This is a genomic window from Bacillus sp. FJAT-29814 (assembly GCF_001510715.1).
In the GTDB taxonomy this organism is placed as follows: Bacteria; Bacillota; Bacilli; order Bacillales; family Cytobacillaceae; genus Neobacillus.
Genome location: NZ_LMTJ01000010.1, coordinates 90,676 through 112,723, shown reverse-complemented (window position 1 = coordinate 112,723; position 22,048 = coordinate 90,676). Strand labels below are relative to the sequence as shown.

Genomic DNA, 22,048 nt, shown 5'->3' with positions numbered 1-22,048 from the left:
TTTTCCCCCTTATTTTCTTTAGCTGCGAACAACCGGGCACGTTAAGCAGGTCGGGCCACCTGTTCCCAAATAAGATATTTCGTTTCCCTCATATTCATATACGGTAGCCCCTGCATCGATTAACTGTTGTTTCGTGACAGGGTTTCCGGAAACCAGCATGCAAACCCGCGGCGCCAATGCCAGTACATTACAGCCAAGCGATAAATACTCCTGCTCGGGAACCTCAATCAATTGATAACCGCGTTTGATCAACAGTTGTCTGAGAAAAACAGGCATCAACCGTGAATAGACAACCGCCAAATCCTCATCAACGATACTGATAATCGACATCAGATGAAGGCATTCATTCTCCCCTTGGTCATGCGGGAGCTGGACAACGATCACTTCATCGACTATATCCTTCACCATTTCTTTGATTTGCAGGATGGCTTCATCGTTGGTCCGATAGCCTCGTCCAATCAGCAAAGTCCGGTCATCGAGCCAAATAAGGTCGCCGCCGTCGGCCACAGCCTCGCCCGTCAACTCTCCTACTATCGGAATCTGTTTTTCTTGTAAAAATTCTTTATAGACCTCTGCTTCCGGCTGCCGCAATGTTTTTCCGGATTTTAAAATAATCGCACCATTTTTCGTGAACTTGACAGGGTCATGGGCATAGAGCGAATCCAGTCCCACCCGATCGGATGACGGCAAATATTCAATCCGGTCCACATGTTCCTTCACAATGGACAGAAAGTGCTCGTATTCATGCTGGGCCTTTATAAAATCAGGTTCATTGATATAGTTGAATCGTTTCCATTCATTACTTAAATGCTCCTGGCTGATAAAGGCATCCTTTGGGTGTTTAATGATCACGGTGTTAAGTTTTTTATACATCGAAGACAGCAAAGAACATCCCCCTTTTTCCGTATAGTGGAATCTATTTCCCCTGACAGGAAAATCTATAATATGATATTATAGTGCTAATAAATTGATGTCAATATTTTTCGAATTTACTGAATACTAAAAAATTCCTTAACTGGAGGGGATATCAATGCAAACCATCGATCGGGCAATGGTAGTAATCAAAGTTCTCGCCGGAAGCGATACAAAGAGATGGTTCTCCATTACTGAATTATCAAAAGAATGCGACCTGCCTGTCAGCACGCTGCATCGGCTGCTGCAATCCATGAAAGGGCACGGTCTTATACAACAAGATCCGGAGCATAAGCTATACTCATTGGGGACTGCTTGGCTTGAGTATGGCTTGCAAATGTATGATACCTTTGATTTTGTCGGCCTCATCCGCCCTGAAATGGAGAAATTAATGCATGAAGTGGAAGAGAGTGTGTATTTTAGTAAACCAATTGGATTAGAAGCACTGGTAGTGGAACGGATAGATTGTCCGCATAACCCGATCCGCATTTATGACCAGCTTGGGATCAAGATCCCCTTGAATATCGGGGCGGCCAATAAAGTCATGTTAGCCAATATGCCAAAGGGTGACATGCTAAAAATCGTACAGTCGTTGGTATCTGCGGATGAGAGAGAATCTTTCCTGGAATTATTAAACAAAATCCGAAAGCAGGGATATGGGGAAAGTCACGGGGAGAGAACCCCGGGGACATCTTCCGTTGCAGCACCGATTTTTAACCACCAGAGTGAACTCATCGGGGCACTCAGTATCGGTTATGTAAATTTCAATGTGGCGGAGGAACGGAAAAATTTCATCATTGAAAAAGCAGTTCAATATGGGATGCGAATTTCCAATCGATTAGGCGCAAAATGATGAAGAGAATAAAAATAAGGGGAACGGGACCGGTTACTCGGCCCTTTTTGTTTTTTAACGGAAAGATATCAACGTGGCTTTCATTACGATTTTGCAAACGCTATACTTAGGGACAGGAGAATTTTTAGGAGGCACAGCATGAATAGAACGTTTAAAGATACGATGAGATTACTTAATGACGTTGAAATGCCGCAGCACGGCTTTGGCGTTTTCAAAATTACCGAACCGAGCGAAATGGAAACGGCAATATTGAAGGCATTGGAGGTTGGCTATCGTTCGTTTGACACCGCACAAGCGTATCAAAATGAAGCAATGCTCGGGGAGCTTTTGCATAATTGCGACATAGCAAGGAAAGACCTTTTCATTACCACAAAAATCAATAACAGCAACCAAGGCTATGACCAAACATTGTTTACTTTCGAAGAATCGTTGGCCGACCTGCAATTAAGCCAGTTGGACTTGCTGCTTGTCCATTGGCCAAGCCAAAAGCATTTATTTGGGACATGGCGGGCGATCGAGCGGTTGTATGAGGAAAAGATGGTGCGGGCAATCGGCGTAAGCAATTTCCAAATTCATCATCTTGAGCAATTAAAAACAAAGGCAAATGTGCTGCCGATGGTCAACCAGATTGAACTGCACCCCTATCTAACCCAGGAGCCATTAAGGCAATATTTGCAGGAGAACCGAATTGCCGTCGAGGCATGGAGCCCGCTTGCAAAAGGCCGAATTTTAGCCGACCAAGTACTTGGAGAAATAGCAGGGCGTCACCAAAAAACGGTCGCGCAAATCATTCTTCGTTGGCATTTGCAGCAGGACATCATGATTATTCCTAAATCAATCACGCCTGCCCGAATAGCAGAGAATGTCGACATTTACGACTTCGAACTCTCGGCAGAAGACATGGAGGCAATCTGTAGACTAAACAAGGACATGCGGACTGGCTCCGACCCAAACCAAGTCTATCCAACCATCTAGGACCCCGGCGGCAACTATTATGCAAAAGGCACCAATCCCATTATTATGGAGGGTGCCTTTTCCTTTCATAATCATTCTTGTGTATATTTGAATTGTCTTATTGTTTAAATAGTTTAAAAAACTATACGATATATTGTAAAATAGAAGTAGATTCAAGTATTTCTTGGATAAATATGCTTTCATTTTTTGGAAATGATTCCACATTCACTCCTCAGCTCCATGTCTGGTAGAATAAAAAGGATAAGCGTTTAAAGCTATCCGTCACACCATTAAGCAACCACAAATAAAATCAAGAAAGGAGCTGAGCCATTTTGCAAAAAGCTATGCTATACGACATATCATTATTTGTTACTGCCCTAGCAATAGCTTTAGGTTCAGCTGCTCTTTTGGTGGATAACCTTACCTTTCTAAAAGCCTTATTCATATACTGGTTATTTTCAAGCCTCTATTACAGTCTGAGAGTATTCTATAAAAATGGCAGCACCAATATTGAGTATGGAATCAGCTACGATTTATCCTTGGTTCTGTTTGCCGGTCCGCTTGGCCTGTTTATTTTCGAGACTATTTACCGGTTTACCATTTACTTTTATCGCAAATTGACCAAAACCGCGGACCCCAGTGAATTCACTGATACATTTTATAATATTGGCTCCTTTGTGATGACCAACTCGCTCGCCTTTTACTTGTTCCGACTATTATACGATAGTTTTCAGTCCATCCCCTTTGGATTTTGGATTTTAGTATTTTTATTGGCCTGCATTACCTCTTATCTTTCCGGTACATTTATGGTCATTGTCTTTCTTATTATAGGTGAGCTGAAATCATCCAAAGAAGCATTCGATTTTATTTTTAAAAGGGTAAGCTTTCTGGATTTCGGGAAGGTTGCGATTTCGAACGGACTACTGTATCTCTTCCTTAAGGATGGAAAATGGGAGTTGCTGATTATTGTCTTTTTGTTAAATTATGTGGTCAGCCGCTCATTCTATGAAAAATCTCAAAATATCCAGACTAAATTGGAACGGGACAAGTTTGAGCAAATGGCGTATACCGACTTTCTGACGGGCGTCCACAACCGTACCTTTATGGATAAAAAAATGGCCGAGTTAAGCGAATCGGGAGAAAAAATGGGCATCGTGGTAACCGATATCGATAAATTTAAAGGCATCAACGATACTTATAATCACGCTGTCGGTGATCGGGTGATTCAGCACTTTGCGGCGACATTAAAAAGCTTTCTTGATGAAGACGACTACCTTTTCCGGAGCGGCGGAGAGGAATTCACCCTCTGCCTAAGGAACCGTAATTTCGAGGAAACCGTTGCATTGGTCCATAAAATTCAAAACGCAATTGAATCTAGCTCCGTAAATACCGAGTACAATGGCGAAAGTATTTCGATACACTATACTGCCTCATTCGGACTCTATTACTATAGGGTCAATGAATACATCTCCATGGAAAAAGCCTATATACTTGCTGATGAGTTGATGTTCGATTCCAAGCAGCTTGGAAAAAACCGCGTATCGTATATCAACGGCCTGGCAAATAAAGAAGAGGTCCTCGTCTAGGACCTCTTCTTTATTTGAATTTATATTTCTTATGAGGCTCGTTTCAGGTTCTTGAATTGCCCTTTTGACAGGACTGTTTTTTCAAGCCTGAACGCCATTATGCCAGCAAATACGGCCAAAATCGCATCCTTTGGCAGTGGCGGAACCATCCACAGCCAGGCCATCTTATAGGTGAAACCGTCCGGCGCGGCGGCCCAAAGCTTATAGGCATAATACATCCAGTTTGTTCCGAAAAGGTAATTAATGACCATTCCAATTAAAGCAGCCGTGATAAATGCTGGAAGACTCTTGTACTTCTCGACGATTTTTCCGATAATAAACGCCACAAGAATATAGGAAATTATGAAGCCAAAGGTTGGTCTGAGAATAATCCCTAGTCCTCCAAAAAAGCCTGCAAATACAGGGACCCCAACCATGCCGACCAATGTATAAACAATCATTGCCACCGTTCCTAACCGGCTTCCTAAGATCAGCCCTGCCAAAATGGCAAAAAAGGTTTGTAGCGTGATGGGAACCCCGCCAACGACCAAAAATGGCGCTATCGTTGTAATATTGGCCCCAACTGCCATCAATGCAACAAACATCCCGACAAGCGTAATATCAAGTGCCCTAAACTTATTCATTCTCTTTCCCCCACCCAACTTTAAAATTCTCTATATTAAAAATAACGGTGGGGAACAATAATTGTCAACCTATTTTTTTTTAGGTTAACAATTAACTTGGCGTGGTCCTATACTTCTCTTTACATAAGCCTCGCTCGCAGTAGCGTGTTCACAGGTTGGTTTCGTTTTATAAAGGTATAGAATTCTCCTTGGAAATTTTATTATTTGCGCACAAAATTCTGTTAGCCGCATTTTTTATTTCTCCCTGCAGAATTTCGCTAGATCCCCTGGGGCGGCAATTGAGTCATCTTCCCCCACTGCGCCATGCAGCTTGCAGTCATATAGGCCCTCCTGAGAAAAGTCATTATCGAACTGATGCAAGGAATCATAATTTTTCAATTCATTCTTTAACTTTTTGGGATAATACTGTACCTCTAACCGGTAAGTCCGTAGATTTCGGCCCTCCATGATTTCCCGAAGCTGATAAATGCTCTCTAATTCTGCCTCTTTATTAACCGAGGTTACAAACATCAGAATTTTGATATATTCATGGCTTTGCTGTGGATTTTCTTGAATAATAGTTTGATAGGTGTCATCGAGCTCGTAACGGTCAGCGACCTCCTCCGGAAACGAACCGGATGCATAGATCTCGTCGGCATTTGGAAAAATTGGTTTAACCAACTGGATATATTCCTGTTCGGTCTCGTTTCCCCATTTATTTTCCTTATAATCATCACCAGTGATCTGGTAATCTTCATTAGCTCTGAGGCTAAAAGTGATGTCTGAATGATCCGTCGAGTGCGCCTCTATCTCGAATGCCCCTTCATCATCACCCAGGGCCTTTGAATAGGAGACCTCATCAATTTCAAAGCTGTCCCCATATTTTTGATCAAGGTATTTCAGTGCGGCCTTCTCAACCTTCGACCCCATCATGTTATAGTAAACATCCTCTAAAATATAAATCCCAAACCCAAAAATCGGCAACAGAACAATAATCCCCACAATAACCAAAAGCTTTTTCATAAATCCCCCATATATATCCTTTATATTTAGTCACAATCCTTTTACATAATAACGGTATTTTTTCAAAAAATAAACAATAAAGTCACGATTCCTGACACCAGACATTCCTGTACTTCCGCCCGCACTTTAAACGTCGTAAAAGCCGCGAAAAAATCAAATTAAAAAAGACTGTCAGAGGTAACCTTAACGGGTTCTCTTTAGGGGGACAAAGCAGACAAATCGCATACAGAATCGCACACCTATTCGCAAATTGCAGATAGGTGTTTTTTTTGATATAAAGCCATTTGTTTTACTTTATCAATAAAAATAGCACTCATTTTAGAATAAGATTAACAGTGTACAATAGCCATTGTACACAACATTTTTAGTGCGATTTTATGTGCTAAAAGTTATGCTAAAACCTTGGATACTTTTTAAAAATCGACATCTGCACTGCATTTTGGTATTACTGATAAAAGGTTTAAAATTGAGGATATTTTGTATCTACGATGAAAATGAAGTAGTAGAATTAAATTGACAATCCAATTTAGGAGGGGAGACTCAATGAGTCCATTATTGGGATTGATTCAAACACTTATTATAATGGGTTTAATTTTTATTTTGGCTTATAAATATGTTGATGTTCGAACAAAAAATACCCATTTTGAATGCCCACATTGCCGTTCATCCTTTAAATTATCAAAACCAAGTTTTGCATTGGCACTAAAAAGAAATATGTATGAGCGAATGGTGACTTGTCCTGTTTGTGGGTATAAAGGTTGGATGGAAATAATAAATGATGAAAAATAGGAGCTAAGTAAAGAACAATACAAGAAAAACGCTTGGTGATAAAAGCCAAGCGTTTTTATGTGCTATTTTATTCATTTTTTTAAGTAAAAAATCAATTATTTTTAATGTTAAAACATATGCGATTTTAAATATTTTTTTAACTTTTGTCCCCCACAAGAGAACCCGTTAGAGGTAACCTGTACAATCTTTTTTATTGTATTGATGCTGGCAATATTCATTTTGGTGTCAGGCACCATTTGGTAGGTATCCACACCCTGTATGTTAATAACCCTATTTATTACGGCAATTTTTGCAGACTTTGATGGTTTGGTTGGTATCTGTTTTGTGTGGATAAAGAAGTTTGATTCCTGTTCTGCCGCAGATTGGACATGTTCCACGGACATTTCCCAAGTAGCTGATGGTTTTCCCCTATTTCGCTTCGCCATGATCATCCATCCTATCCTTAAAAATCTCATTTCTTTATTAAATGTTGGACTGGTCTAAAGATTGATGGACAATCGTTTATAAATGTAATAATTTCACAAAAGCATCTATTTCGACGGTATTCTACGATCTATACTTTGTATAAAAGTTTAAGATTTTATTTGAAAGATATTTTAAAATAAATCGCCCTCTTTTTTTCATAAAAGTTTTAGCTCCCCTCAATCCCAATACCACTTTATAGGTAGGTAATATTACCCCCGAAAATACTTTCTTAGTAAAATTCAGGTTTTTACAGTAACCAAGATTTTTGTAGGACGAAATTTAGGGGTAAGTAAGATTTTATGACAAAATATTCCGATTATTATATATATAATATGCTTGTTCCACAAAATTTTGATGTAATTTAGGGGGTGCCGTATTTTCGTGATGAAAAGGCAAAAATGGAAAAGAAATTTATTGGTCATGACTACCGTGGCCGGACTCGGGTTAACAACATTTTCACCGGGTCTAAGCATTCCAACCTCAGCGGTTGAACAAGCGAACCTTCCGCTACCGGCCGAGGAATCTGTCTCCGTTGTTCAATTGGTGGTTCCGAACGAGAAGGCAAAGGAAAAATTGCTTGAGCTTGGCATTGACCTTACCCACAGGATTCATGAGCATGATGGCAAGTTTGAGGTGGATGCGGTTGTTACCAAATCCGACATTGAAATGTTAAAGCTTCATGGGATCACGGTAAAAGACACCTTGATCACTGAAAACCAATGGAATGCCAGGGTGGCCGAGAGGCAGGCTGTTATGCAGCTGCAATCTAGCTTGGCCGCTGCCGAGGATACTGTAAAAATCCTGCGTGCCAACCATTATACCAACCAATCCGATACTTTCCTTTACGTTGAGGCTAAAACAAGTGCTGGTGCAACAGCTAGCACAGCTTTAAAAGCGACTTGGACAGAGAACGGGGTTGAAAAATCGGCTACACTTTCAAGGTTTGTAGACTATGGGGAATATATTTACCACTGGTTTGAGATTCCTGTAACGGCCATTCCGGATTCTGTCACCATTACCAGCAGTCTCGGTGGCACTGCGACTGCTACGGTAACACAGTGGCTCGGAGTGGACAAGCCTGGCAGCCCGAAGAAGCACTATGTAAAGGATTTTGTTGACCATTATATGGATCCAACGGAACTTTACAAGCGGTTTGAAGACCTTGCTAAGGAATTCCCTGATTTAGTAGAAATCGTTGACATGCCGAATAAAACAAACGGATATCGCCGTCTAGCACAAGCACAAATTGGCACTTTACAGAATTCTGCAGTAGTCGTTTCCTCCAAAGCCTGGGGTCATGAAGGCGGGAATGATATTTCCGTTGAGTTCAAAGACCCTGGAACCAGCAATTCTCCGCTTAAAGTAACAGTTGCTGGCAAAAAAGTGGTTGTCGATTTAGCTACTGGTTCAGACGGAAAAGTTACCAGTACGGCAAAACAAGTTGTGGATGCGTTAAACGCTAATGCAAAGGACCTTGTCACCGCGACTACATACCGCGGCAATACTGGGGCAGGGGTTGTTTCAGCAGCTACAGCTAAATTAACGGATGGATTAAAAGCTCCTGCAACTATCTCCCGTGATCCATTCACAGTAAAAGCCATCCGAATCGGGAAGCATCGTGATGGTTCGAAGCCAGGCGTCCTAGGTTATGCGCAAGAGCATGCCCGTGAGTGGGTAACGCCGCTTGTCACGCTTGAAACAGCTGAGCGTTTGCTTCGTAACTATGCTCATGATGGTGAAACGAAGCAATTGGTTAATAACCTGGATATTTTCCTTGTTCCGTCCGTCAACCCAGATGGCGCGCATTACAGTTTCTATGATTACAATAGTCAACGGAAAAATATGACCAATCAGTGCGGTCCAACTCAATCTGATCCAGCAAACAGAAATTCTTGGGGCGTTGACCTAAACCGCAACCACTCTGTCGGTTCCGCTTTTGATGGATATGTCGGTGCCTCCACAACTAACTGTTTAAGCGGCACCTATGCTGGCCCAGCAGAAAACTCCGAGCCGGAAGCGCGTAACCTTGTCTGGCTGGCTGACCAAAATCCAAACATTAAGTTTGCCATGAACATCCATAGCTACGGCGGCTACTTCATGTGGTCACCTGGCGCCTATGATCCAAACCGCGTCACCCTGCCTCGTCCATCTGCAGGTGAAGAAGCCTTCTACTGGGCAGCATCTGACAAAATTTTGAACGATATTCAGGATCACCGCGGCACGGTTATTCTGCCAAGCCGTACTGGCCCAATTCCAGATGTTCTGTACTCGGCAGCAGGTAACTCCGCCGATTATCTCTGGTATGAAAAAGGGATATATGCCTGGAACTTTGAAGTAGGTGCCGATTTATGGAATAAGGAAAGGAACAGATGGGAAGGAGTTGGATTCCAGCCAGCATTCGTGGAAGGCCATGAGGAGGCAATGGAATTTGCTAACGGCTTGATTGGTTTAATCAAGGTTGCCTATAATAATTCAAAAGACAAGCAGCCGCCTTCCACAAAAGCGGTACCAGGCAACGGTAAATTCTCCGGTCCGGTTGAAGTGGCATTCGATACAAGCGAAGCAGCCACTATTTACTATACACTAGATGGAAGCCGTCCAACTTTTGAATCTAAAAAACTTGCATTAAGCGGTACCCGCGAGTCTGCTCAAACCTTAAAAATTGATAAAACAACGAAGATCAATTGGTTCGCAGTGGACGCAGCCGGCAATATTGAGAAAAATTACAATCCGCTTAGCAACGGAAATAACTTTAATTCTGTCACAATCACAATCAAGTAATTTGGTTGAAAAGGGTTGATCCTACGGGGTCAACTCTTTTCTTTTACAAAAAGAAGCCCGGCTCCAAATGAGAACCAGACTTCCTTTCGTGATTATTTTTCAAAAATTGCATTGGACAGAAGTCGGAATAGGTAATCGGTGTGATCCCGGAAACCTGCTTCCAAGCCAATCAGGGTTACGTCTTTATCTTTCTCTTTAACCATTACTGCCTTGCCCTTTGCCCCACTATTATTTATCCAATGACCCGCAACAAAGAAATCATCGGAGTTTGCCAAGGTTGCCGCCACTTCATCATTGTCGGTACCGGTATACCAAACCGGGCGGTAAACGAAGCCGAGATCATCTTGGTCATATCCGGCTGTCAAACCAGTTCCTTGGTAGTTTACCTTTACAATACCGTTGCTGTTTGAACCAGCCGTGGTAATCGTATCATCAGTCAGGCCAAGTGTTTTCGTCGCACGGGAGGCTCCTGCACCTACTGCAATGTATTTCCCTCCGCCACTGATAAAATTCGTCACCTTAGCCTTAAATGAATCGAACTGACCGGCATTTTGGAAACCAAATTCTTTATTGGCAGCTGATAAGTTGGTGGAAATCAAACTCTCGGTACCGCTGTAGACAAACACATCAAACCCACTCAAGCCATTATTCGCAACCTCCACCGGCGTTACTTCCGTAACCTGGAAGCCAAGTCGTTTTAAAGCAAGTTTTGTACCGCTGTGAGATTGGACTTTGCCCATTCCGCCATCCTTTAAGATCGCTACTTTTAAGCTTTTTAGTTCAACAGCATCTGTCGGAACGCTTGCTGTACTTTCCACCTGCAGGCTGGATGCTTTCACTGCTGCTGAGATTTTGTTTGCTGCTGCTTCTGTATAAAAATTGCCTTGTGAATCGCGTTTTAAAGCCACGCCTTGTTGAAGAAGTGTATTTACTAGATTAACAGCTTTCACGGAACTGTTCGGAATTACAAATGGCCCTTTGCCAATGACTGCACCTTGACCGTTAACCTGGTTGACCTTTGTCGTGACGACATCAACAGAGTTTTGTGTGGCTACCGCTTCAAAGCCCCAAAGCTCCGGCAGGCTCCATGCAGAAATGTCGTACATGGCAGGAGTGTCATTTGAGATGTCTTCCCCTTCCCACAGCATTGTATTGGCCAACCCTGCTTTGGCTTGGTCCATTTTGACAATATACGTGCCCTTCGGATACGTTTTTCCATCAACCGTAAATGCCTTTGCCGCTTGAACTACTTCGATATCATTGTTCATTAAATGGTTGACGGCCTTCTGAGTTACCGTTGGGTCCTTTTCGTCAACAGGAAGTATATAAGCTTGTGGGTAGAAGCCATCCTTATGGAACGGATGATCAAAATTAATACCGCGTTTGAACATTTCAATCTGGTCCGTAATCATCGCTTGCTTGTTTTCAGTCGCAAATTCAAGTGCCCCCATAATGGCATTGTACATCCAGCGGACGCCATCCCAATCATTTGTTGGCGCTTCCAGCGTATGACCGTAGGCTCCATGATACATTGCATACATTGGGGTGAAGATTGGCGGGTAATCATCCCAGCCAGCTGAGTCATCACGTTGCGGAACATAGGCACCTTTCATTGACTTATACAGGGTTCCTTGATAATTAGCCTGATCACTCATGATTTTCGCTTCCATTGCCTCCGCTTGCTTGTAAGCCCACTTATTATAAAGATCATATTCATAGTTGGGATTATGCGGCGGCGTACATGGCTCGATTAACCCCTGTCGGTTTGGCGCATAGTTTTTTACGTATCCATGAGTATCAAGAAACACCATCGGATTCCATTCTTTAATCAACCCGACGGTCTCTCGAGTTTCTGGTTGTGATTGAGTGATAAAGTCACGGTTCAAGTCGATTCCCTCACCATTGAAGCGGGTGGCATCAACACGTCCGTCCGGGTTTTGCACGACATTAAAGATAAGTATATTATTTTCCAAGACGTTCTTCGTCTCCGGGTCATTTTGGGTAGCAAAGCGTTCAATTAGCTGGAGAAGTGCATCGCTCCCCACAAATTCCGTACCATGAATCGAACCATTAATCATAATCGGAACTTTAAAATCAGGATTGTTGGCAATCCAATCCTGAGCCTTTTCTGGATTCTTAAACATTTGCTTCCTTAAGGCTTGAATTTTTCCAAACTTGCCCTGCGTAGTCGGGTCCGCAATCGTCACTACGTACAGTGGATGTCCTGCTGCAGATGTGCCTCGAACCTCTACTTTGACCCGATTTGACTGTTTCTCAATATCTTTTAATTTTGCCCCAATCTTCGAAAACTTTACAAAATCATAGTTTTCACTATTAAACAAGCTGCCATCCTGCTCTTCGTATGTATTGACGTATTTCCACTTTGGTGAATCGGCAAGCCCCACTGATAGTGGAACCGAGGTAAGTAAACTTATCACTAAAAGACCTGCAACTTTTTTCTTCATCAAATAACCTCCAGATTTTTTGAATAATTATTTAAAACTATGAATATTTATTACTAAAATTTTAATTCCTATGCTGGCAAAAAGCATCCTCCCTTTCTCCTAAATTATTTGTAGGCTAATAGTTACAGAGCCAACATTACTATTCTATGAATGGCCATTTCTTTTAGTACACGGCTGAATGGAAAATTTGCACCTAAAGCCACAGTCATAAAGGAATATTTATAGACTCCCCGAATATAAACAGTATGGTAATAGAAAAGACTGCACAATTATGTGTAAGGAGGAAGAGGATATGGTTCAATTGGAGTTGATGAAGGGAAATTTAGAAGAAACACGGGAACAGTTGTTGAATGAAATTGGTTCACTCAGTTTTGAGGATATTAATAAAGCTCCTGATGAAAATGTATGGAGTGTGGGACAGGTCTGCCATCACTTGTACTTAGTAGAAATATCTTTTGCTAAGGCCATCTTATACGGTCTCAAGAAAGAAGATGCCAAAAAAGCAGAGCCCAAACCTATTCACCTTCTTAACGACCGTTCAAAAAAAATTATTGCCCCCGAGATGGTTATTCCTAGTGGAGAGCCATATGAAGGGCAACAGCTTGTAGACATGTTAGCGGAATCAAGAACAATGTTACTAGAGGTCCTGGACCACGTTGACCAACCATCCATATTATTGGAAAGATCAGTTAAACACCCTGTGTTCGGCTACCTGCCGCTCTACCAATGGATCGAAAGCACCTACCTGCACGAACAGCGTCATATTGAACAAATCAAGGAGATCAAAGCCCAAATCCTATAAATGAACTGTCAGGCACCGCATGAGAGCTACATCGAACTTGTCCACCCCAGACGGACAAAATGCTTTTTTGTCCACGAGTGGTGCCTGACACCTATAATGTTAGCCATTCAGTCTACTTATTGGCACCGCAGCATTTTTTGTATTTTTTGCCGCTGCCGCATGGACATGGGTCGTTTCTGCCAATTTTTTCGCTGCGGGCAGGAGTGGTGGAGACACCCTTCAGTGTTAGTGAATTTAATTCTTTTTCTCCTTTTTTTCTGTGTTCCTCATCTCTTTCAATCGTTATTTGTTTCCATTTCTCCAAGTTCGGATGATCGACACCCATAACTTTATAGAATCCGTAAGCCAACTCCTCTGGTTCATACATCAATTGGTCATAACCGGCATTCATAAAATCCTCTATTTCTGGAGAAACCTCGGGGCTCAGTTGTTTGCAGAGTGCCTCTATCACAATAGCTTTGTTATCGCCACCCTTTACATCCCAATACACCTTTTTCAAAACTTCAACAGATTTTGGTGTAAATGTATCCCCAATGGTGCCAACAGTGAATCCAATGTAGTTTTCAGATTGAAGGTGAGGTGCAATTGCATCTACCACTTGCTCAGTTTGAAAGAATTGCAAGGATGCTGATGCTTGCTCTAAAAGAATGTCCTCGTCTCTAATCAATAAGCTAGTCAGTAAAGGAATGTGTTTTTCCAGCCTCAGAAGCCCAACGATATAAACATTCAATATGCCACGATAGGAAAAGTATTCTTGGTCCAGCTCCTTTTGAAAAATATCATCAATCTCAGTTTCCGTAACTCCTCCCTTTTCAGCCAGCTTTTGGGCCAATAGCTGTGCCTTTCTGAATAATTTCGAATTATAATAGAGTTCTTTCTCCATGGCTTCAAGAACTGATTCATACTGATTCCGCAGTTCTTCTTCATTTCCGTCTACAAGAAGCTCGTATAGTGCCCATGTCTCACTATCAATTACTTTTTCAAAATTCCATTTATTTTTTAATGCTGTCTCCGGTCTCAAACCCAGGATCGGTCGAAGATATAAATACTTGGTTTGCAGGTCAGCTTTTGAATACCCCTCTATTAACATCTCCACTGCCTTATCGTTGAATGGGAAATGATCGATGCGAGGAATGATTAACTTTTCTTTCTCCTTGGACTCTGTGGCCTCATTTAACAGGACTTCTGTCCACTCCTCGGGAACAAAAGGATATTCCCTCACCACCCTTAGTACAAAATCTAATACGATTAGGTCATCAGTTGTTAAAAATGGGTTAAGTTTCGCCAAAATACTCATACTCTTCAACCTACCTTAATATTTTTTAAAAATGTGCCTATTTTAACTTTCACTTTTATGTATTTAATCTCACTTTGATTGTACCACCTTTTTCTATAGGAAACGCTTAGTATATCGAGTCATTCCTATCGTTGGCACGCCGATTATTATTTTTCCATAAAATACATTATCATGAACGGAAAGATGTGGTGTTTTATGACAAATCCCAGGCCAAGCGGCCCCTTGTTTAAAAATCTTCTGGAAAAACGAATGACCTTTGAGCAGGTATTTGAGAGGATTGTGGAATTTATGGGTAGTGACCCTTGCGGACATTACCGGTTAATGGTCGGAACGGATTCACAGGTTCACCGGTCCCACACTACTTTTATTACTGGAATTGTTATTCAAAATATGGGGAAAGGAGTTTGGGCCTGTATTCGAAGGGTCATTGTCCCCCGAAAAATGACCCAGTTGCATGAAAGGATCTCTTTGGAGCTTTCCTTAACCGAAGAAATTGTTACCCTGTTTACAGAGGAACGAAAAAATGCGTTGATTAATATTGTTCTGCCCAATGTCTATGCAGGGGCAACCTTTACAATGGAAGGGCATATCGACATTGGCGAAGGCAAACGCAACAAAACAAGTGAATTTGTCGCAGAAATGGTCACTCGAATGGAATCCATGGGCGTCGAGCCCAAAATCAAACCCGACGCCTTCGTCGCTTCCAGCTACGCCAACCGCTATACAAAATAAAGACCACCCATTCCCGTACCCTGAGCGAAAAAGCTTTCAGAGAAGCACCAATAAAAAAGGTGTCCGCCCACGGTGGACAAATTGTGCATTTTGTCCACGAGTGGTGCCTGACACCATCCTTATTATTAACAATTGAATATAAATTCTACAGGGCCGCTTCGATTTCTTCAGCCATTAATTTGATTGATTTTAGGCCGCCGCCGCTTAGGTACCAAGTGTTGGCATCGAGGTAGATGATTTTATTGTTTTTGTAAGCGTTCGTTTTTTTAACAAGCTCATTCTCTACGACTTTTTTCGCGCCTGCATCGCCGCCTACGGCTACGTTTCGGTCAATCACGAACAGCACGTCCGGATTTTTTTCCATAATATATTCAAAGGTGACTACCTGCCCGTGTGTTGAAACTTCAATCTTTTCATCAGCTGCACCGAATCCAAACACATCATGAACTAAACCGAAGCGTGAACTTGGGCCGAATGCGCTGATTTGTCCTTCATTTGCCAATAAAATTAAGCCTTTTTGATTCGCTGCTTTAGCCTTTTTATTTAACGCTTCGATGTCAGCTTTAACCTCTTTTAATTCCCCGGCAACCTGGTCCTCTTTACCGAAAATTTCACCGACAAGATTCATATTTTTCTCAAAAGAGTCCATGTATTTGCTATAGTCAAATTCAATATATACGGTTGGAGCAATCTCTGCGAACTGATCATATAACTCAGCTTGGCGTGTGGAGATAAAAATGACATCTGGCTTCATGGCGTGAATTGCCTCAAAATCAGGCTCTTTCAAGCTACCTAGATTCGTGTATTTCTTATCACCATATTTTTTCAAATAATCAGGAATCGTCGCTTGAGGAAGACCTGCCACTTCCACACCTAGTTCATCTAATGTATCCAAAATACCAAAGTCAAACACCACGACTTTCTTAGGGTTTTTCTTCACTACAGTTTCCCCGTATTTATGCTTAATTGTCACTTTTTCCGCAGTTGACTTGCTGCCTGATGTTTTCTCAGATTCAGAAGTTTCCTTGGCACCGCCGCATGCAGCTAACACAAGAATAATTGAAAAAATAATCCCTAATAAACTCCATTTTTTCATAGCTGTACTCTCCTTGTAATTGATGAATTAAAATTTGTGGTCTAAGAATTAAAGTAAACACAAATGCGACAGCTGCCCATTTCCTGAATCGGAATATCCATATCGTAAATTTCCTTTAAGGCATCTGACTGAATAATCTCCTCTTTCGGACCATCCTTCACTACCCTGCCATCCTTCATCGCGACAATCCAGTCGGAATACACGGATGCAAAGTTAATATCGTGCAGGACGATGACAACCGTTTTTCCTAGCTCATCAACAAGCCGGCGCAAAATCTTCATAATCTGAACCGAGTGCTTCATATCCAGATTATTCAGTGGTTCATCGAGCAAAATATACTCGGTATCCTGTGCAATGACCATCGCGATAAACGCTCGCTGGCGCTGACCGCCTGACAGTTCATCCAAATATCTGTCCTGCATATCGGTCAAGTGCATATACTCAAGCGATTGATTCACAATCCGCTCATCCTCCTCCGTCAACCGTCCCTTTGAATATGGGAATCGGCCAAACGAAACCAGCTCACGAATAGTTAAGCGGACATTCATATAATTGGATTGTTTTAAAATCGACACCCGTTTGGCAAAGTCATTTGATTTCATTTTACGCACATCGGTTTTGTCCATTAGCACTTCACCCGTATCGGCATCGAGGAGTCGACTGACCATCGAAAGCAAGGTCGACTTCCCTGCACCGTTTGGACCGATGAAAGAGGTTATTTTCCGTGGCTGAATCGTCACCGACACGTCCTCAACAACCGCCTTTTTCCCATAAAACTTTGACAGTGATAAGACTTGGATCATGCTGCTTTCCTCTCCTTCAGTAGTAGATAAATGAAATAGACACCGCCGATAAAGTTAATAATCACACTGAGTGTTGTTGAAAAAGTAAACACCCGCTCGACCACCCACTGGCCGCCGACTAGGGCAATAATACTCATTACCACTGCACCAGTAATCAGCACATGATGCTTATATGTCTTGAAAAATTGGTACGACAGATTGGCAACAATCAAGCCGAAAAAGGTAATTGGGCCAACAAGTGCTGTCGAAATTGAAATAAAGATAGCCACAATAATTAGCATTTGTTTGACGATGGAGTCGTAAGGAACACCCAGGTTGATGGCGACTTCACGACCAAGCGACAAGACATCCAAATATCGCAGATAGCGCCAGGCATACACTGTGACCATACCTACAATTCCCACTGCCAACCAAACCAAGTCCGAGTTGATATTGTTAAAACTCGCAAACATCCGGTCCTGGACAATCTGGAACTCATTCGGGTCAATCAGTACCTGGAAAAACGTCGAAATGCTTGAGAAAAATGTTCCGACAATGATTCCAATCAGCAGTAAAAAGTAGATTTGCTGTCCGCCTTTTTTAAAAAGAAACTTATACAGCAATAACGCAAACACAATCATCACAGCAACTGAGATTAAAAAGTTTAGCTGCTTATTTACAATAATCGTGTGACCTGAACCTAAGAAAAAGATAATCACTGTTTGTAACAGTAAATATAGTGAATCCAATCCCATTATGCTTGGTGTTAAAATGCGGTTATGGGTAATGGTTTGAAACACAACCGTTGAATAAGCGATTGTGAATCCAGTGATGACCATCGCCAGCACCTTTAATACCCGCCTTGGCAAGGCATAATCAAAGCTGCCGTTTAATTCATGGAATAGGTATAAGGCACAGCATCCCGCGGCCACAATCGCGAGGATCGCCAGTTTCATTGAGTTACGCATTGGCGGCCCTCCCCCGGAACAACAGATATAAGAAAATACCGCTGCCGATGACGCCGACCATGAGACTGATTGAAATCTCATAAGGATAAATGACTAATCGGCCCAAAATGTCACAAACCAGTAGGAATATTGCTCCAAGGAGCGCGGTATGCGGCAACGTTTTTTGTAAATGATCACCTTTAAAAATAGAAATGATGTTTGGAATAATTAAGCCCAGAAACGGAATAATTCCTACCGTCAACACAACTGTTGCCGTAATCAAGGCAACTAGGATTAAGCCAATATTGACAATCTTGCGATAGGCAAGGCCGAGATTTTTCGAAAAATCTTCCCCCATCCCAGCAACCGTAAATCGATTTGCATATAGATAAGCAATAATTAAGATCGGAACACTTATGTAAAGCAGCTCATAGCGACCTTTCATAATCGTTGAAAAATCTCCCTGCAGCCATGCCGACATATTTTGAATCACATCGGCCCGGTAGGCAAAAAATGTCGTGAGCGAGGTTAAGATATTCCCAAACATCAGGCCGACAAGCGGAATGAAGATGGCATCCTTAAACTTGATCCGGTCTAGTATTTGCATAAACAAGAACGTCCCAGCAAGGGCAAACAGGAAGGCTACGGCCATTTTTTCAAGCAGCGAAGCGTTTGCAAACAACAGCATCGAGACAAGAATTCCAAGCCTTGTAGCATCCAATGTTCCCGCCGTGGTCGGCGAGACAAATTTGTTCCGGCTTAGCTGCTGCATAATCAGGCCGGCAATGCTCATTCCCGCACCCGCGAGAAGGATGGCGACAAGCCGAGGCAGTCTGCTGATTAGAAAAATTTGCGTTTCATCGGATTGGACATCCAGCAGATCCAGAGGCGAAATGCTGCTAACGCCAACGAATAATGAGATGACAGATAAGATTATTAAAGCTGGAAGTAAGTATCGTTTTTTCATGGCTGTCCTCAAACATTCTATTTTTCTAGCTTTTTTGGTATATTATGTGCTTCGTTGAGAATCATTATCACCCGTTTGCATAAAAAAAGGGTTATGCATCATTATCACCATTGGTGAGAATCTTTATCATTTGTAAGGTTAAAAAAATTCCCATGATTAACTTATTCAGTTTAAATGAGAATAATTTTCATCTAAATACAAAAAAAGAAGGCCTTACAATTTTCTAATAAATGAGTGACAGTGAAAATCATTATCACTTACATGTATGATTATAGCATCGTCAAATTGTAAGTCAATATTTAAATGAGAATAATTTTCACTCGATTTCGAACATTTTGTGACATTAATATAGTGTTAATCTAATAAATACGGCCAATGCTTCGAGTCCCATTTGAACGTCTTAATTTTTATGATGATGGGGAAAATAGTAAGGTTCTTTATTTTTAAAGGAAGGAGGAGTATGCTTGGAATCATATTTGAAGGTTGGAGATGCTGCGCCGGACTTTTCTCTCGCCGCAACCACAAAGGAGACGATTGCGCTCTCAGATTATCGAGGAAAAAGGAAGGTCGTACTCGCGTTTTACGGCATGGACTTTACACCAGGCTGAATTAAAGAAATTTCCTCTTGGAAAGAGGACTACAAAAGATTTGAGGAGTTGGGCGCAGAGGTACTCGGCATAAGTGCCGACCATCTCCCTTCCCACCGTGTCTTTGCTGCCAGCATGGGGACATTGCCATACCCGTTATTGTCCGATTGGCATCGGGGGACAATTAAGAGCTATGGCGTGTTTAATGAAAAAGGCGAAGTCGCCATCCGCTCTGTCTTTGTGATTAACAAGGATGGAATCATCAGTTATATGAATATTTCGTTTAAAGCTGATAAAAAGGAAGATTATGAAACAGTTTTTACGGAGTTGGAAAAACTAAAGTAAGCCGGGGCTTATGATCCCGGCTTTTATCCTTGTGTCATATTGTATTCTGGAGCTTTAACGCGCCTCATCGGTGGAAGCGTCAAATAGGTGGCGGCCCGCCAAAGCCATTCCAACGGCCCGTATTGAAAATATCGGAGCCAGACAATGCTGAAAATAAGCCCCACCAGGATGATTGAAATGCAAACATACAAAGTGTGCAGATAGGTAATATTCCCGAATAAATCGAATGACGCCCCCGCCAGGTAAATGAAAGCAGTTTGCAAGATATAGTTTGAGAGCGCCATCCGCCCATAGCTTTTTAATGGCGAAAGGAGCGTTTGCAGGATTGGAATTTGCAATAACAAGATTAGGGTACCAGCATATACCGCCGAAACAATCGGGCCAATCGTGATACCGATGTCGATAAACTGCTGGGTTCTCTGGTATTCCACTTCCGTTACAGTCCCAAAAACGAATGGGGCATACTTATATTGATAAATCAGCCCGGCAACACTCAGGACAAGCATAACCCCCGTAAAAACAGCGATTTTTCGGATGTTTTTAGGAATCGCTTCGAAAACCCGAAACTGGCCCGCGGCAATTCCTAAAAGCATAACAGGAGCCACGATGAACAGCTTGAAGGACATCATTCCGAAAACAACTAACAGGATAAGACCCGCGACAAGGTTGATCAGTTTATGTACCTTGTAAAATGGCAGAAGGAACAGACCGCAAATGGCATATACCGTCAATGCCTCACCCGGATGAAACCGAACATGGACCAAACCAATTAGAAATAAAATGGCAGCCCGTCTCAAAAACAACAGGAATCCATTCTTTCCTTTCGTATTGGCCCTGGTAATAAAAATATAAAATCCAACCCCAAACAAAAACGTAAAAATCGTATAAAAGCGGCCCTCCACGAACAAATACAAAAACCGCCAATAAGTGGCGTCATGGGATGCTGTCTCCGGCACCTTCACCAACAACAGCGGTCCAATATTAACTAAAATAATCCCCAAGAGCGCAAACCCTCGCAAATAATCCAGCACATCAATCCGTCGACCTAAATCCATTCAAATTCTCCTTAAACCTCCAGATATGTTCAATCGTGACATGGTCTTCTCTAAACTTTAACAAAAACACATCCGGATTTCCGAGGTTTTTCCACTCTTCAAACCCAAAGGAAGGCTGATAATGATGCAATAATAGTGACATCAAATTCCCATGAGTCACGATAAGAGTGTCCACTGCCTCACCTTCTAGTATCTCTTCCACAACACTTACAATTCGGTTCATGGCCTCACGGCTGGACTCCCCACCTGCGAATTTCAACTCTAAATCAGCAAAGGTGGCCTCAAGCTTAACAAGCCAATCATCTAGAACTTGGGTGCTAAGAATTCGCTCTGCCAGCCGGTCATCCGTCTCCATTTGCACCCCTTTACGTGTTGCAGTCGGCTCTATCGACTGAACCGCACGCAAAAACGGACTCGAAATAATTCGTTCCACCTTCTCCTCGATAAAAAATTGGGCTAAGGCAGCCGCCTGCCGAAATCCCATCTCCGTCAGATGCGCCTCACTTGGCTGCCCCTCTGCCTCACAATGCCTAACAACATAAACCCGCTTTTCCATCCTAACTCCTCCCTGGCTGTACCTCTCTATCTCTGTATCTCTGTACCTCTCACTGAAAACAGTAATAAACTATAAAATTAAATTCGCCATCCTGGCCCTAAATCCTCTATCTAGTGATCTTCAACAGCAAGGTGCACCCATCCCATATCATCCTACCGGTACCATAAGCATAGGCTGTTTTTGCTCCCATGTGACCGGAGCGAATATTTTTTCAAACGCTAGGTTCATAGAAAGACCCAACGTGACCGGTTCCACCTTTTTTCTAGGCTGGCGGGCACGTAAACCTCTCTACGTGACCAGTTTCTCCCTTTTTCTTGATTGGCGGGCACGTAGAACCTCCCTACGTGACCAGTTTCATCTTTTTACTTGGTTGGCGGGCACGTAGAACCTCTTTACGTGACCACTTTCATCCTTTTTCTTGATTGGCAGTCACGTAGAACCTCTCTACGTGA

The 22,048-nt window shown here is 42.3% G+C and carries 20 protein-coding genes; 8 read left to right on the top strand and 12 right to left on the bottom strand.

From position 1 onward, the window contains the following. Positions 1 to 18 precede the first annotated feature (18 nt). On the bottom strand, positions 19 to 873 hold the full coding sequence (locus tag AR334_RS24150; protein ID WP_066320290.1) for a dimethylarginine dimethylaminohydrolase family protein: 855 nt from the start codon (positions 871 to 873) through the stop codon (positions 19 to 21). 157 nt (positions 874 to 1,030) lie between these two features. Here AR334_RS24150 and AR334_RS24145 point away from each other — a divergent pair, with 157 nt between their 5' ends. The 3 genes from AR334_RS24145 (at position 1,031) to AR334_RS24135 (ending at position 4,305) form a co-directional block, all read left to right on the top strand. Beyond that, the gene (locus AR334_RS24145) at positions 1,031 to 1,765 is read left to right on the top strand and encodes an IclR family transcriptional regulator (protein WP_066319784.1); all 735 of its coding nucleotides are present in this window, start codon (positions 1,031 to 1,033) and stop codon (positions 1,763 to 1,765) included. A gap of 138 nt (positions 1,766 to 1,903) precedes the next feature. Next, on the top strand, positions 1,904 to 2,740 hold the full coding sequence (locus AR334_RS24140) for an aldo/keto reductase (protein ID WP_066319782.1): 837 nt from the start codon (positions 1,904 to 1,906) through the stop codon (positions 2,738 to 2,740). A gap of 311 nt (positions 2,741 to 3,051) precedes the next feature. Next, positions 3,052 to 4,305, top strand: a complete 1,254-nt coding sequence (locus AR334_RS24135; protein WP_082693092.1) for a GGDEF domain-containing protein — start codon at positions 3,052 to 3,054, stop codon at positions 4,303 to 4,305. Positions 4,306 to 4,334: 29 nt separating this feature from the next. Here AR334_RS24135 and AR334_RS24130 read toward each other — a convergent pair whose 3' ends face one another. Both AR334_RS24130 and AR334_RS24125 read right to left on the bottom strand, forming a co-directional pair. After that, positions 4,335 to 4,928 carry a biotin transporter BioY gene (locus tag AR334_RS24130; RefSeq protein WP_066319779.1) on the bottom strand — a complete coding sequence of 198 codons (594 nt, stop codon included), beginning with the start codon at positions 4,926 to 4,928 and terminating at the stop codon, positions 4,335 to 4,337. Between the two features lie 234 nt (positions 4,929 to 5,162). Beyond that, complete coding sequence (locus AR334_RS24125; protein ID WP_066319776.1) at positions 5,163 to 5,930, bottom strand: hypothetical protein; 768 nt, start codon at positions 5,928 to 5,930, stop codon at positions 5,163 to 5,165. 543 nt (positions 5,931 to 6,473) lie between these two features. Here AR334_RS24125 and AR334_RS24120 point away from each other — a divergent pair. Then, a complete protein-coding gene (locus AR334_RS24120; protein WP_066319773.1) occupies positions 6,474 to 6,719 on the top strand; it encodes a hypothetical protein in 246 nt (81 codons plus the stop codon). A 107-nt stretch (positions 6,720 to 6,826) separates the two neighbouring features. Here the strand turns inward: AR334_RS24120 and AR334_RS29710 are convergent, their stop codons facing one another. Then, the gene (locus AR334_RS29710; RefSeq protein ID WP_066319765.1) at positions 6,827 to 7,144 is read right to left on the bottom strand and encodes a hypothetical protein; all 318 of its coding nucleotides are present in this window, start codon (positions 7,142 to 7,144) and stop codon (positions 6,827 to 6,829) included. A gap of 424 nt (positions 7,145 to 7,568) precedes the next feature. Between AR334_RS29710 and AR334_RS24110 the strand changes: the two genes are divergently transcribed. Continuing rightward, complete coding sequence (locus tag AR334_RS24110; protein ID WP_066319762.1) at positions 7,569 to 9,965, top strand: M14 family metallopeptidase; 2,397 nt, start codon at positions 7,569 to 7,571, stop codon at positions 9,963 to 9,965. 92 nt (positions 9,966 to 10,057) lie between these two features. Here AR334_RS24110 and AR334_RS24105 read toward each other — a convergent pair whose 3' ends face one another. Then, a complete protein-coding gene (locus tag AR334_RS24105) occupies positions 10,058 to 12,430 on the bottom strand; it encodes a M14 family zinc carboxypeptidase (protein ID WP_066319758.1) in 2,373 nt (790 codons plus the stop codon). Positions 12,431 to 12,722: 292 nt separating this feature from the next. Between AR334_RS24105 and AR334_RS24100 the strand changes: the two genes are divergently transcribed. Continuing rightward, positions 12,723 to 13,232: a DinB family protein gene (locus tag AR334_RS24100; protein ID WP_066319752.1), complete on the top strand. Its 510-nt coding sequence runs from the start codon at positions 12,723 to 12,725 to the stop codon at positions 13,230 to 13,232. A gap of 112 nt (positions 13,233 to 13,344) precedes the next feature. Here AR334_RS24100 and AR334_RS30445 read toward each other — a convergent pair whose 3' ends face one another. Further along, on the bottom strand, positions 13,345 to 14,529 hold the full coding sequence (locus AR334_RS30445) for an SEC-C metal-binding domain-containing protein (protein ID WP_066319750.1): 1,185 nt from the start codon (positions 14,527 to 14,529) through the stop codon (positions 13,345 to 13,347). Positions 14,530 to 14,724: 195 nt separating this feature from the next. Here AR334_RS30445 and AR334_RS24090 point away from each other — a divergent pair, with 195 nt between their 5' ends. Then, positions 14,725 to 15,261 (top strand): ribonuclease H-like YkuK family protein, encoded by a 537-nt coding sequence (locus AR334_RS24090; RefSeq protein WP_066319748.1) that lies wholly within the window; start codon positions 14,725 to 14,727, stop codon positions 15,259 to 15,261. 145 nt (positions 15,262 to 15,406) lie between these two features. On the opposite strand, the gene AR334_RS24085 is transcribed toward AR334_RS24090, so the two are convergent. Genes AR334_RS24085 through AR334_RS24070 form a run of 4 tightly spaced genes read right to left on the bottom strand, consistent with a single transcriptional unit; the run spans position 15,407 to position 19,053 of the window. Next, positions 15,407 to 16,357: a siderophore ABC transporter substrate-binding protein gene (locus AR334_RS24085; RefSeq protein ID WP_066319744.1), complete on the bottom strand. Its 951-nt coding sequence runs from the start codon at positions 16,355 to 16,357 to the stop codon at positions 15,407 to 15,409. A 41-nt stretch (positions 16,358 to 16,398) separates the two neighbouring features. Further along, positions 16,399 to 17,160 (bottom strand): ABC transporter ATP-binding protein, encoded by a 762-nt coding sequence (locus tag AR334_RS24080; protein ID WP_066319741.1) that lies wholly within the window; start codon positions 17,158 to 17,160, stop codon positions 16,399 to 16,401. Next, the gene (locus AR334_RS24075; protein WP_066319738.1) at positions 17,157 to 18,107 is read right to left on the bottom strand and encodes an iron chelate uptake ABC transporter family permease subunit; all 951 of its coding nucleotides are present in this window, start codon (positions 18,105 to 18,107) and stop codon (positions 17,157 to 17,159) included. The genes AR334_RS24080 and AR334_RS24075 overlap by 4 nt, the downstream gene beginning before the upstream one ends. Further along, on the bottom strand, positions 18,100 to 19,053 hold the full coding sequence (locus AR334_RS24070; RefSeq protein ID WP_066319735.1) for an ABC transporter permease: 954 nt from the start codon (positions 19,051 to 19,053) through the stop codon (positions 18,100 to 18,102). The genes AR334_RS24075 and AR334_RS24070 overlap by 8 nt, the downstream gene beginning before the upstream one ends. Before the next feature lie 464 nt (positions 19,054 to 19,517). Between AR334_RS24070 and AR334_RS30440 the strand changes: the two genes are divergently transcribed. Further along, positions 19,518 to 19,985: a redoxin domain-containing protein gene (locus tag AR334_RS30440; RefSeq protein ID WP_367576373.1), complete on the top strand. Its 468-nt coding sequence runs from the start codon at positions 19,518 to 19,520 to the stop codon at positions 19,983 to 19,985. Positions 19,986 to 20,008: 23 nt separating this feature from the next. Here the strand turns inward: AR334_RS30440 and AR334_RS24055 are convergent, their stop codons facing one another. Together AR334_RS24055 and AR334_RS24050 are read right to left on the bottom strand one after the other, a co-directional pair. Next, the gene (locus AR334_RS24055; RefSeq protein ID WP_066319720.1) at positions 20,009 to 21,040 is read right to left on the bottom strand and encodes a DUF418 domain-containing protein; all 1,032 of its coding nucleotides are present in this window, start codon (positions 21,038 to 21,040) and stop codon (positions 20,009 to 20,011) included. Beyond that, positions 21,018 to 21,596, bottom strand: coding sequence for a histidine phosphatase family protein (locus AR334_RS24050; protein ID WP_066319717.1), 579 nt, complete (start codon positions 21,594 to 21,596; stop codon positions 21,018 to 21,020). Before AR334_RS24050 ends, AR334_RS24055 begins: the two co-directional genes overlap by 23 nt. Positions 21,597 to 22,048: the final 452 nt, after the last annotated feature.